This window comes from Kribbella sp. CA-294648 (assembly GCF_050943845.1).
In the GTDB taxonomy this organism is placed as follows: domain Bacteria; phylum Actinomycetota; class Actinomycetes; order Propionibacteriales; family Kribbellaceae; genus Kribbella.
In genome coordinates, this window is record NZ_CP191981.1 from 6,337,525 (window position 1) to 6,349,994 (window position 12,470).

Sequence of the window (12,470 nt, forward strand, 5' to 3'; positions counted from 1 at the left end):
ACGAAAGGAACACCCTCCCCATGTGCGGAATCGTCGGATATGTCGGCACCAAGCCGGCCGCGCCGATCCTGGTGGACGGCCTGGCCCGGCTGGAGTACCGCGGGTACGACTCGGCCGGCGTGGCCGTGGTCGGGTCCAGCGAACTGAAGGTGCACAAGGACGCCGGCCGGGTCCGTGAGCTGGAGGCCTCGCTGCCCAAGCGCTTCGGCGGCAAGCTCGGCATCGGCCACACCCGCTGGGCGACGCACGGCGGCCCGAGCAAGGACAACGCGCACCCGCACGCCAGCGGCAACGAGCGGATCGCCGTCGTCCACAACGGCATCTTCGACAACGCCGGCGCGCTGCGCCGTCAGCTGGAGGAGGCCGGCGTCAAGCTGCGCTCCGAGACCGACACCGAGGTCCTCGCGCACCTGATCGAGCAGGCCGACGGCGCCACCCTCGAGGAGAAGGTGATGGCTGCCCTGCGCCGGATCGAGGGCACCTACGGCATCGCCGTGGTCGACCTGGACTTCCCGGACCGGATCGTGGTCGCCCGCAACGGCAGCCCGCTGATCCTCGGCATCGGTGACGGCGAGATGCACGTCGCCTCCGACGCGGCCGCGCTGATCCGCTACACCCGCCAGGTCGTCTACCTGGACGACGGCGAGATGGCCACCGTCAAGGCCGACGGCTACCGCACCTTCACCCAGGACGCGGCTCCGACCACCAAGACCGCCAAGACGGTCGAGTGGGAGGCCGACGAGTACGAGCGCGGCCTGCACGAGCACTTCATGATGAAGGAGATCCACGAGCAGCCCGAGGCGGTCCAGCGCGCACTGCGCGGCCGGCTCGACGAGCGCTTCCACACCGTCCACCTGGGCGGCCTGAACATGGACGCCCGGGAGGCCCGGGAGATCAAGCGGGTCAAGATCCTCGGCTGCGGATCCGCGTACTACGCCGGCCAGATGGGCGCGCAGTTCATCGAGGAGGTGGCCCGCATCCCCGCCGACGCCGAGCCCGCGTCGGAGTTCCGCTACCGCAACCCGGTGGTCGAGCGCGACACCCTCTACGTCGCGGTGAGCCAGTCCGGCGAGACGCTGGACACCCTGGTCGCAGTACAGGAGCTCAAGCGCAAGGGTGGCCGGGTGATCGGCCTGGTGAACGCGGTCGGCTCCAGCATCGCCCGTGAGGTCGACGGCGGCGTCTACCTGCACGCCGGCCCGGAGGTCTCGGTGGCGTCCACCAAGGCGCTCACCAACATGGCCGTCGCGTTCGCGATGCTCGGCATCCACCTCGGCCGGATCCGCGACGTCTCCCCTGCCGACGGCCGCCGGCTGATCGAGGGCCTGAAGAAGATCCCGGCCCAGATCCAGACGATCGTGGACCAGGAGGAGGAGCTGGGCAAGATCGCCGGCCGGCTCGCCAAGCACGAGAGCGTCTTCTACGTCGGCCGCACCCGCGGCTACCCGGTGGCCCGCGAGGGCGCGCAGAAGCTCAAGGAGATCTCCTACCGGCACGCCGAGGCGTACCAGACCTCCGAGCTGAAGCACGGTCCGCTGGCGCTCATCTCGCCGGACGTCCCGAGCGTCGCGATCGTGCCGCAGGACGAGCTGCTGGACCGCAACATCGGCGCCCTGCACGAGATCGCCGCCCGCTCCGGCCCGCTGTACGTCGTCACCCACCCGGGCGTCGACGTCCCGGACGGCGCCGCCGCGGTGATCGAGGTCCCGAAGAACGAGCCGGAGCTCGACCCGATCCTGCTCACCATCCCGCTGCAGATCATCGCGTACTACGCCGCGGTCGCCCTCGGCCACGACGTCGACAAGCCCCGCAACCTGGCGAAGTCCGTCACGGTCGAGTAGTTCACCTGCCGTTTCGGGGAATGGGTTTCGATGGACGAAGACATCGAGACCCGGAGGATTCCTGATGCGCTGGCAGACACCACTCGCCGCGGCCGCCGTACTGGCCGCGCTGACCACTTCGCTCACCGCAGCCGCCGCTGCGCCGGTACCCACCGGTGCGGACGGCGGCTCCGGCGTTTCCGGGGGCAGTTGCTCGCCCGACGCGCGGTTCCTGGGCTTCTCGGACAGCCTCGACAAGACGTCGTACGCCGGTCAGCCGGTCGCGGGACTGTCGGCGCTCGCTCTCACCCGGCCGGGGCAGGCGCTCGCGCTGGTCGACAACGTGCGGACCACCCCCGCCCGGGTCTTCGGACTCGAACTGAGCTCGAAACGTGGCAAGCTCCAGGTGGCCGTGGACAGCATGACGATCCTGCGGCGGCCGGACGGTACGCCGTACAACGGCACGGACTTCGACGGCGAAGGGCTGGTCGCGGAGCGCGGCGGCCGGACGATCCTCGCCAGCTCCGAGGTGGAACCGTCGATCCGCCGCTTCCGGCTCGCCGACGGCAAGCAGCTCAGCTCGTTGCCGGTGCCGGCACGCTTCCAGGTTGCCCCGGCCGGTGAGGCGGGCAACAACGCCACCTTCGAGTCACTCGCCGTCAGCCCCGACGGCCACAGCCTGTACGCCGGGATGGAAGGCCCCCTGGCCCCCGACGGCACGGACGCCCAAGGGAGCAGCCGCAACCGCATCCTCCGGTACGCCGGTCGCCCCGGTGGCGGGTACGCCGTCGCCGCGCAGTACGCCTACAAGCCGGACCCGGGCCTCTCATTGGTCGAGCTGGCCGTCGTGGATCGCGACGAACTCGTTTCGCTGGAGCGGACCTACACGCCGGGCGTCGGCAACACGATCCGGGTCTTCACCGTGTCGTTGCGCCGGGCAACCGATGTCAGCAGGCAAGCATCACTCGCGGATGCTCCCGACCGGGTGTTCCTCCGGAAGAAGCTCCTCTTCGACCTGGCCGACTGCCCACCGTCGGGCGCGACCGCCAAGCAGCCCCAACCCAACCCGCTGCTCGACAACGTCGAAGCCCTCGCCCTGGGCGCCCGCCTCCCCGGCGGCCGCCGCCACCTCTACCTACTCTCCGACGACAACAACGGCGCCACCCAAACCACCCGCCTGTACTCACTGGCCGTCAGGTTGTAGTCGTCAGACAAGCCCTTAACTTGTACGATGACTTCATGAGTGATCGTATCCGGCAGGTTCGGCTGTCGTCCGTGGTGCTTCCGTTGGAGCAGGCCGTCAGTGATGCCAAGGTGCTGACCGGGCGGCAGAAGCCGATGACTGAGATCGTGTTGCTGTTTGCCGAGATCGCCACGCGGGACGACCAGCACGGGATCGGGTTCAGTTACTCGAAGCGGGCCGGTGGGCCGGCGCAGTATGCGCATGCCAAGGAGATCGGGGCGAATCTGATCGGTGAGGATCCGTCGGATATCGGCAAGGTGTACGACAAGTTGCTCTGGGCCGGCGCCTCGGTCGGACGGTCGGGGGTTGCCACGCAGGCGATTGCGGCGATCGATATCGCGCTGTGGGATCTGAAGGCCAAGCGGGCGGAGCTGCCGCTGGCCAAGCTGCTCGGTGCTTATCGGGACTCGGTGCGGACCTACAACACCTCGGGCGGGTTTTTGCACGCGCCGATCGAGGAGGTCAAGGAGCGCGCCACCCAGTCGCTGGCCGACGGGATCGGCGGGATCAAGATCAAGGTCGGCCAGCCCGACAGCCGGATCGACTTGGACCGGGTGGCCGCCGTCCGCGAGCACCTCGGCGCCGGCGTACCGCTGATGGTCGATGCCAACCAGCAGTGGGACCGCAGTACGGCGTTGCGGGTCGGGCGGACCCTGGAACAGTTCGACCTGGTCTGGATCGAGGAACCGCTCGATGCGTACGACGCCGAAGGGCACGCGCACCTGGCCGCGACGCTCGACACTCCGATCGCGACCGGCGAGATGCTGTCGAGTGTCTCCGAGCATGTCCGGCTGATCGAGGCTCGCGCCGCGGACATCATCCAGCCGGACGCACCGCGGATCGGCGGGATCACGCCGTTCCTGAAGCTGGCGACGCTGGCCGATCACCACGGCCTGCAACTTGCTCCGCACTTCGCGATGGAGATCCACCTCCACCTGGCCGCGGCGTACCCACGGGAGCCGTGGGTCGAGCACTTCGAGTGGCTGAATCCCTTGTTCAACGAGCGTCTGGAGACGAAGGACGGACGGATGCTGGTGCCGGATCGACCGGGGCTCGGGTTCACGGTCAGCGACCAGTGCAAGGCCTGGACGGCCGACTCCTGCGAGTTCGGCACGCCGTGAAGGCCGAGGGTGGGCGCGGGCTGGCGCACGAGCTGGTTGAGCGGCTCAAGGAACGGATCCTGGCCGGCGAGCTCGAACCGGGCGAGAAGTTGCCGACGGAGAGTTCACTGGTCGCCGAGTTCGGAGTCAGCCGGACCGTGGTACGGGAGGCGATCTCGCGGTTGCAGGCGGCCGGGCTGGTGGAGACCTTCCAGGGCCGCGGCTCGTTTGTCCTGTCGTTGCCGTCAGCAACAGAGCGGTTCGCGCTCGGTGACGTCCGGTCGCACCGGGACGTGCTGGAGTTGCTCGAGCTGCGGATCGGGGTCGAGTCGGAGGCCGCCGGGCTGGCCGCTGAACGGCGTACCGCGCATCAGCTGAAGGCGATCGAGCGTGCGCTCGACGACTTCCAGCGGATCGGTGACGATCCGAGCAAGTCGGTCGAGGCCGACTTCGCGTTCCACCTCAAGGTCGCGAACGCGTCCGGGAACCGCTTCTACCCCGAGCTGATCGGCTCACTCGGCCCGATGATGATCATGTTGCCGCGCACCCGGCTCGACCCGGCGTACGAGATGTCCGACGCCGCCCACCTCACCCGCGTCGTGCACGAACACGAGAACATCTACGCCGCGATCGCGCGCTCCGACCCCGAGGGAGCCCGCGCCGCCGCGCGCGTGCACCTGTCGAACACTCGCCATCGCCTGCAGAAGTAGCCGTCACCACCAAGAGGTGTTCCGGGTGAAGTCCGGCTGCACGGTCTGCATGTACGACGTGTCGTCGCGACTCCGGATCCCGCACGCCAGGTACTGCTCGTGCAACCGCCCGAGCGCGTCCTCGTCGAGTTCAACTCCCAGCCCTGGGCTGTCCGGCAACCGGATGTTGCCACCTTCGAAGGATAGAGCGCCCGGCTTGATGAGATCCTCGGTCTTCCACGGGTAGTGCGTGTCGCAAGCGTAGGTGAGGTTCGGAGTCGCTGCGGCCAGTTGCGTCATCGCCGCAAGGCTGACCCCCAGATGCGAGTTGCTGTGCATCGACAACCCGAGACCGAACGTCTCGCAGATCCCGGCAAGCAACCGCGAGCGCTGCAGACCACCCCAATAGTGGTGATCCGACAGGACGACCTGGACCGCATCGGCCAGCACCGCCGGCTTGAGATGGTCGAAGGCGATGACGCACATGTTGGTGGCCAGCGGGATGTCCGTCTCCCCCGCCACCTGCGCCATCCCGTCGATCCCCGGCGTCGGGTCTTCGAGGTACTCGATGACGCCCTCGAGCTCCTTGGCCACCCGCACCGAGGTCGCAGGCGTCCAAGCGCCGTTCGGATCGATCCGCAACTTGTGACCGGGAAAGGCCGCGGCCAGCGCCTTGACCGCCTCGATCTCCTCGTCCGGTGCGAAGACCCCGCCCTTGAGCTTGATCGCCGTGAAGCCGTACTCGTCGACCATCCGCGCCGCCTGCGCGACGATCGCGTCCGGATCGAGGGCCGCACCCCACGAGTCGGGCTCGCGATCCGGATGCGCCGCCCACTTGTAGAACAGATAAGCACTGAACGGTACTTCGGTCCGCACCGCGCCGCCGAGCAGGTCGGCGACCGGTCGTCCCAGCTCCTTGCCCTGGATGTCGAGCAGCGCAACCTCGAAGGGCGACAGCACGACGTCGGCCGGATTCTGGATCGCCAGCATGCCGCCCACCTGCGCGCTCCCGTCCAGCCGCAGTACCTCGCTCACTCGCTGCCGCAAACCGTTCAGGTCGTACACGTCCAGGCCGGGCAGTACGTCGGCCACCGCCGCCAGTCGCGCCAGGTGGGCATCGTCGGCATAGGTCTCCCCCAGCCCGACGCTCCCGCTGTCGGTGTGGACCTGGACGATGGCCCGCAACGCGAACGGTTGATGCACTCCCACCACGTTCAGCAGCGGCGGATCCGCGAAGGCGACGGGCGTGATGACGACCCTCGAGACACGTGTGGTGCTCACACCAACTCCTTGCTCTTCTGCCGGGACTTCCTGACCTGCTTGACGATCGGAAACGCCAGTACGACGATCAGCACGGCCAGAACCGTGCCGGAGATGGGCCGGGTGAAGAACCCCGTGACGTCGCCGCCGAAGATCAACAGCGACTGGCGAATCGCGATCTCCATCAGGCCGCCGAGCACGAAGGCCAGCACCAGTGGACCGGGCTCGAACCCGAACTTCTTCATCAGATAGCCGAGCACGCCGAAGACGATCACCAGGAAGATGTCGAAGATCCGGTTGGCCACGGTGTAGACACCCAGCAAGGTGATCAGCACGGTGATCGGCGCCAGCACGGCCGGCCGGATCCGGAGGATCTTCACGAACACGCCGACCAGCGGGATGCTCATGATCAGCAGCAGGATGTTGCCGACGTACATGGAGTTGACGACACCCCAGAACAGGTCTGGATGCTCCGAGACCAGTTGCGGTCCGGGCGGGATGCCCTGGATCAGGAGCGCACCGAACATCAGCGCCATCGTCGCGTTGGCCGGGATGCCCAGCGTGAGCAGCGGAATGAACGACGACGTGGCCGCCGCATTGTTGGCGGTCTCCGGCGCCGCGACGCCCTCGATCGCCCCGCGCCCGAACCGCTCCGGCTCCTTGGCCCGCCGCTTCTCCACGGCGTACGCGACCAGGGACGACAGCGTCGCGCCGCCGCCCGGCAGTACTCCGAGCACGAAGCCGATCACCGAGCCGCGACCGATGGCACCCCTCGACTGACGCAGGTCCTGCCGGGACGGCCACACCGTGGAGATCTTGGCCGGCTCCTGCCGTTTGTGCTGGCGTTCCTCCAGGTTGTAGAGGATCTCGCCGAGGCCGAACAGTCCCATCGCGATCGGCACGAAGTCGATGCCGTCGGCAAGGTCCAGGCTGGCGAAGGTGAACCGGTCGGCGCCGGTGAAGGTGTCGCGCCCGACGGTGGCGAGCAGCAGGCCGAGACAGGCCGCGATGACCGACTTGAGCCGGCCGCCGTTGCCGACGGTCGCCACCAGGAGGACTCCGAACAGCGCCAGCGCGGCGTACTCCGGTGGGCCGAAGTCCAGCGCGAAGCCGGCCACCACCGGTGCGAGCAGGGTCAGCCCGATGATGGAGACGGTGCCGCCGACGAAGGAGCCGATCGCCGCGATGCCCAGCGCAGTACCGGCTCGGCCTTGTTTGGCCAGGGCGAAGCCGTCGAAAACGGTGACGACCGATGAGGCCTCGCCGGGCAGACGGAGCAGCACCGAGGTGATGGTTCCGCCGTACTGCGCGCCGTAGAAGATGCCGGCCAGCATGATGATCGCCGACACCGGTTCGACGCCGTACGTGACCGGCAGCAGGATCGCGATCGTGGCGGCCGGGCCGAGCCCGGGGAGCACCCCGATCAGCATGCCGATCACGACGCCGGCCACGCAGTACAGCAGATTGGCCGGCTGCACGACGACGCCGAAGCCGTCGAATACCGGGTTCAGGAAGTCCATCAGATCAGCCGTGGGAGGGGAATCTTGAGTGCCAGGACGAACAGCAGGTAGAACGCGACCACCGTGCACAAGCTGATCACGATCGACGACCGCCAGGACTCCTTGCCGAGGAACCGCAGCCAGACGAAGGTCAGCAGCAGCGAGGGGATCTCGAAGCCGATGACGGGCAGAGCCAGCGCGAGCAGGACAAGGGTCGCGACCGCGATCGCAATCGTCAGGCTGGAGCGGGAGAACCTCTCGGTGTCCGTCTTGTGCCGCCCAGTCAGCGCAAGCAGCACCGACAAGGTGGCGATGACGACGCTGATCGCGAACGGCCACAGCCCCGGGCCGGGTGCGGTGAGCTTGCCGAGACCGAGCCGCGCCGAGAGGATCAGCCCGGCCAGTCCGATCAGCCCCGTCACAACCGCCGCACCGACCTGTGACCACGGTCCCGCCGGTGGCGGGCGGTCCTCGGCCAGCTCCGCCAGCAACGCCGCACCATCGATGGGTGCCTCGCTGACCGGCGGAGTGGCCGGCGGCTCGGCTGGGCTCACTTCTTGGCGCCCAGCTGGATACCGTACTGGTCGATCTGCGCCTTGTACTTCGTGGTCGCCTCGTCGAGGATCTTGCGCACCTCGTCCGGCCCGACCTCGATCGGGGTGAGGAAGTTCGCCTCGTTGAACTTCTTGTACGCGTCGGTGCCGAACGTCTTCTTCGCCGCGTCGGCCAGCTTGGTCTTCGCGTCCTCCGGCGTCCCCTTCGGCGCCGTCAGGAACCGGTACTGCGCAACGACCACGTCGAAGCCCTGCTCCTTGGCCGTCGGCACGTCCGGCAGGAACTTGATCCGCTCCGCCGAGAAGACGGCCAGCGGAACGAGCTTGCCCGCCTTGACGTTCTCGATGCCCTCACCGATCTGGAACGTGGCCACGTCGACCTGCTTGCCGAGCAACGCGGTCATCGCCGGCGCCCCACCGTCGAAGGGCACGTCGGTCGCGGGAACCCCGGCCACCTTGAAGGTCAGCGCGGAGGCCAGCTGCGCACCGGTGCCGACACCGGTGGTCCCGTACTTGATGTTCTTGCCGGCCTTCTTCAGGTCGGCGATGCTCTTGTACCCCGTGCCGGCCGGTGCCGCCAGCATGTAGTCGTCCTGGGAGACCCCGGTGATCAGGTCGAAGTCATCGAGCTTCACCGCCTCGGACGCGGAGACGGCCAGCGGGGTGATCGTGAACAGCGACGCGTTCTGGACCGCGATCTTGTAGCCGTCGGGCTTGGCCGACTGGAGCTCCTTGGCGTTCAGCGCGCCGTTGGCTCCCGGTTTGTTCACCACCGGCACCGAAACACCCAGCTCCTTGCTGACCCCTTCGGCGATCGCGCGGGTGATCAGGTCGGTGCTGCCACCAGGCGAAGCGCCGACGCTCATCTGGATGTTGCCGGTCGGGAACTCGCCCTCGCCACCGGTCGAGGTCGTCTTGACTCCACCGCAGGCCGACAGCATCGCGGCAACCGTCACGCCGCCGGCCACCGCCAGGAAGGCCCGGCGGCTCGTCTGTGGGAATTTCATGGCGTTTCTCCTCTGAGCTGGCCGATTTCGTGAGCGTAGGGTGGGCATTAATACGTGTCCAAGGCCGTTTAGGCATCGAGTGATACCTTTTGTGAATCATGTTTTCGCTCGATCAGATCAGTGCCTTCGTCGCGGTCGCCGAGGAACTGCACTTCGGCCGCGCGGCCGAGCGGCTGAACATGACCCAGCCGCCGTTGAGCCGCCAGGTGCAGAAACTCGAACGCGCCGTCGGGGCCCGGCTGCTCGAACGAGACAACCGCCGGGTGGAACTGACCGACGCCGGCCAGGCCTTCCTGCCTGAGGCGCGCAGACTGCTGGCGCTGGTAGAAACCGCGAGCGACCTGGCCCGCCGGGTCGAAGGCGGCGCGGCCGGGACGCTCCGGCTCGGCTTCACCGCGGTCTCCGCAATCAGAACCCTCGGACCGTTCCTTCGCCGGATGTCAGAGGAACTGCCGGGCGTCGACGTGATCCTGCACGAGCGGGTCACCCCGGCACAGGTCGACGGCCTGCTGCGCGGCGAGCTGGATCTGGGACTGGGTCGCCCGCCGTTCGATGCCGTGGCGCTCGATTCGCGGGTCGTGTTCCGCGAGCCGCTGTACGCCGTAGTACCGGCTGATCATCGGCTGGCGACCGTCGGGCGGGCGCTGTCGCCTGCGGACTTCTCCAACGAACAGGTCATCAGCTACTCCCCCACGCAGGCTCGCTACTTCCACGAGCTGACCGTGCGCTTCCTCACCAACGAGCATCCCCGCATCGAGCAGCGGGTCCAGCAGATCCTCACGGTCGTGCTGCTGGTGGCGGCCGGTCGCGGTGTGGCCCTGGTCCCGGCGTCGGCACGAAGCCTCGGCGTACAGGGCGTCGCGTACTGCGAGTTGGTGGACTCCGGCGAGGCCGGGCCTGTCGAGTTACACGCGATCTGGAACCGGGAGTCGACCAGTCCGTTGCTGCAGCGCGTTCTGGGGCTGTTCGAGGACAGCGATGCTCTGAGGGCATCAATAGATACAAAAGTGATCTTGGACAGGCATCAGTAGGCCTCCCTACGCTGACGCCCGTGACGCACTATTCCCCTCGTGAGCTCGCCGCTCACCTCAAGACCGGGCTCCTCTCGTTCCCGGTCACGCCGTTCGACCGCGATCTCGCCTTCGACGAGGCCCGCTACCGCGAACACCTGGCCTGGCTGAGCAAGTACGACGTCGCCGGGCTCTTCGCGGCCGGCGGTACCGGTGAGGGCTTCTCGCTGACCCCGGCCGAGATCGACACCGTCGTCCGTACCGCGGTCTCCGAGGTCGACGGCGCGGTTCCGGTGCTGGCGCCCGCCACCGGCGGTACCAGCCAGGCGATCGCCCAGGCTCAGGCTGCCGAGGCGGCCGGCGCCGATGGCATTCTGCTGCTTCCGCCGTACCTCACCGAGGCAGGGCAGGCCGGTCTGGTCGAGCACATCTCGGCGGTCTGCCGCAGTACTTCGCTGGGGGTGACCGTCTACAGCCGCGCCAACGCGATCCTGGACGACGTCTCCGTCGCGATCCTTGCCGACCGCAACGAGAATCTGGTCTGCCTCAAGGACGGGGTGGGCAACATCGAGATGATGACCCGGATCTACGCCCGGGTCGGCGACCGGCTCACCTACATCGGCGGGTTGCCGACCGCGGAGACCTTCGCCCTGCCGCTGCTCCAACTGGGGGTCAGCACCTACTCGTCGGCGATCTTCAACTTCGTGCCCGAGTTCGCGCTCGGCTTCTACGCCGACGTGCGCGCGCAGGACCGCGACGCCGTCTACCGCAAGCTGCGGGAGTTCGTGCTGCCCTACCTGGACATCAGGGACCGGACGAAGGGCTACGCGGTCTCGATCGTGAAGGCCGGGCTGACCGCGATCGGCCGGTCGGCCGGACCGGTCCGCCCACCGCTGCAGGATCTGACCGAGGACGAACTGGCCCAACTGACCGAACTGATCGGCAAGATCAGGTGACACCCACCATCAGCTCGGTCGAGGTCGTCCCGGTCGCGGGGTACGACAGCATGCTGCTCAACCTGAGCGGTGCGCACGGACCGTTCTTCACCAGGAACGTCGTCATCGTCACCGACAGCTCGGGCGCGGTCGGCCTTGGCGAGGTGCCGGGTGGCGGCAAGATCGCGTCGACGGTGACCGAGGCCGCGGAACTGCTGGTGGGCAAGGAGATCGTTTGGTACCGGCAACTGCTGCGGTCGGTGGCGCAGGCGTTCGCCGGTCGCGATGCGGGTGGGCGCGGCGTCCAGACGTTCGACCTTCGGACGACGGTGCACGCCGTCACCGGGCTGGAGTCGGCGCTGCTCGACTTGATGGGCAAGCATCTCGGCGTACCGGTGGCCGAGTTGCTGGGCGACGGGCAGCAGCGTTCCGCCGTACCGGTGCTTGGGTATCTCTTTTATGTTGGCGATCCCGGGAGCACAGACCTGCCCTATCTCGTTGATGACGGCGGCAACGATCGGTGGTCGCAGTTGCGGCGTCGGGAGGCGTTGACGCCGGATGCCGTCGTGGCTCTGGCTGAGGGGGCGCAGGAACGCTATGGCTTCGCCGACTTCAAGCTCAAGGGCGGGGTCTTCGCTGGTCCCGACGAGATCGCGGCGGTGACGGCGTTGGCCAGGCGTTTCCCGTCGGCGCGGATCACCATCGACCCGAACGGCGCGTGGCCGGTCCGGGAGGCGATCGAGTTGTGCACCGGTCTGGGTGACGTGCTCGCGTACGCCGAAGACCCGTGCGGGCCGGAGCCGGGACTGTCCGGTCGCGAGACGATGGCCGAGTTCAAGCGCGCGACGGGGTTGCGCACCGCAACCAACATGATCGCTACGGACTGGCGCGAACTCGGTCACGCGGTGCGCGCTCACGCGGTCGATATCCCGCTGGCCGATCCGCACTTCTGGACGATGGCAGGCTCGGTGCGAGTGGCTCAGCTCTGTCATGACTTCGGGCTGACCTGGGGATCGCACTCCAACAACCACTTCGACATCTCGCTGGCCATGTTCACCCACGTCGGGGCGGCCGCGCCGGGCGAGATCACCGCGCTGGACACGCACTGGATCTGGCAGGACGGTCAGGCGCTGACGAAAGATCCGTTGCAGATCGTCGATGGCCAGATCGCAGTACCGACGATGCCCGGCCTTGGCGTCGAACTGGATCGCGACGCGCTCCGGGCCGCGCACGAGCTCTATCTCGCGCAGGGGCTCGGTGCGCGTGACGACGCGCTGGCGATGCAGTACTTGGTCAAGGACTGGATCTTCGACCCGAAACGCCCTTGTTTGGTGCGCTGAGCACCGCACCGGT

At 67.9% G+C, this 12,470-nt stretch carries 11 protein-coding genes; 7 read left to right on the forward strand and 4 right to left on the reverse strand.

The genetic code is table 11. The annotated features are described in order from the left end of the window. Positions 1-20: 20 nt before the first annotated feature. From glmS to ACQPYM_RS29905, 4 genes are all read left to right on the forward strand, one after another. A complete protein-coding gene (gene glmS / locus ACQPYM_RS29890) occupies positions 21-1,841 on the forward strand; it encodes a glutamine--fructose-6-phosphate transaminase (isomerizing) (RefSeq protein WP_433007131.1) in 1,821 nt (606 codons plus the stop codon). 64 nt (positions 1,842-1,905) lie between these two features. Further along, complete coding sequence (locus ACQPYM_RS29895; RefSeq protein WP_433007134.1) at positions 1,906-3,024, forward strand: esterase-like activity of phytase family protein; 1,119 nt, start codon at positions 1,906-1,908, stop codon at positions 3,022-3,024. 35 nt (positions 3,025-3,059) lie between these two features. Continuing rightward, a complete protein-coding gene (locus tag ACQPYM_RS29900) occupies positions 3,060-4,184 on the forward strand; it encodes an L-talarate/galactarate dehydratase (RefSeq protein WP_433007137.1) in 1,125 nt (374 codons plus the stop codon). Beyond that, positions 4,181-4,873, forward strand: a complete 693-nt coding sequence (locus ACQPYM_RS29905; protein WP_433007140.1) for a FadR/GntR family transcriptional regulator — start codon at positions 4,181-4,183, stop codon at positions 4,871-4,873. The genes ACQPYM_RS29900 and ACQPYM_RS29905 overlap by 4 nt, the downstream gene beginning before the upstream one ends. 3 nt (positions 4,874-4,876) lie before the next feature. On the opposite strand, the gene ACQPYM_RS29910 is transcribed toward ACQPYM_RS29905, so the two are convergent. From ACQPYM_RS29910 to ACQPYM_RS29925, 4 genes are read right to left on the reverse strand one after another with little or no spacing between them, the layout of a single operon-like run. Then, positions 4,877-6,133 carry a glucarate dehydratase family protein gene (locus ACQPYM_RS29910; protein ID WP_433007143.1) on the reverse strand — a complete coding sequence of 419 codons (1,257 nt, stop codon included), beginning with the start codon at positions 6,131-6,133 and terminating at the stop codon, positions 4,877-4,879. Continuing rightward, positions 6,130-7,632 carry a tripartite tricarboxylate transporter permease gene (locus ACQPYM_RS29915; RefSeq protein WP_433007146.1) on the reverse strand — a complete coding sequence of 501 codons (1,503 nt, stop codon included), beginning with the start codon at positions 7,630-7,632 and terminating at the stop codon, positions 6,130-6,132. The genes ACQPYM_RS29910 and ACQPYM_RS29915 overlap by 4 nt, the downstream gene beginning before the upstream one ends. Next, positions 7,632-8,165 (reverse strand): tripartite tricarboxylate transporter TctB family protein, encoded by a 534-nt coding sequence (locus ACQPYM_RS29920; RefSeq protein ID WP_433007149.1) that lies wholly within the window; start codon positions 8,163-8,165, stop codon positions 7,632-7,634. The genes ACQPYM_RS29915 and ACQPYM_RS29920 overlap by 1 nt, the downstream gene beginning before the upstream one ends. Continuing rightward, positions 8,162-9,172: a Bug family tripartite tricarboxylate transporter substrate binding protein gene (locus ACQPYM_RS29925; protein WP_433007152.1), complete on the reverse strand. Its 1,011-nt coding sequence runs from the start codon at positions 9,170-9,172 to the stop codon at positions 8,162-8,164. The genes ACQPYM_RS29920 and ACQPYM_RS29925 overlap by 4 nt, the downstream gene beginning before the upstream one ends. A 98-nt stretch (positions 9,173-9,270) precedes the next feature. Here ACQPYM_RS29925 and ACQPYM_RS29930 point away from each other — a divergent pair, with 98 nt between their 5' ends. From ACQPYM_RS29930 to ACQPYM_RS29940, 3 genes are read left to right on the forward strand one after another with little or no spacing between them, the layout of a single operon-like run. Then, complete coding sequence (locus ACQPYM_RS29930; protein ID WP_433007155.1) at positions 9,271-10,203, forward strand: LysR family transcriptional regulator; 933 nt, start codon at positions 9,271-9,273, stop codon at positions 10,201-10,203. A gap of 20 nt (positions 10,204-10,223) precedes the next feature. Further along, positions 10,224-11,138, forward strand: coding sequence for a 5-dehydro-4-deoxyglucarate dehydratase (kdgD, locus tag ACQPYM_RS29935; protein ID WP_433007158.1), 915 nt, complete (start codon positions 10,224-10,226; stop codon positions 11,136-11,138). Next, entirely contained in the window at positions 11,135-12,457 is a 1,323-nt protein-coding gene (locus ACQPYM_RS29940; RefSeq protein ID WP_433007160.1) for an enolase C-terminal domain-like protein, read from the forward strand. Before kdgD ends, ACQPYM_RS29940 begins: the two co-directional genes overlap by 4 nt. The last annotated feature ends 13 nt before the right edge of the window (positions 12,458-12,470 follow it).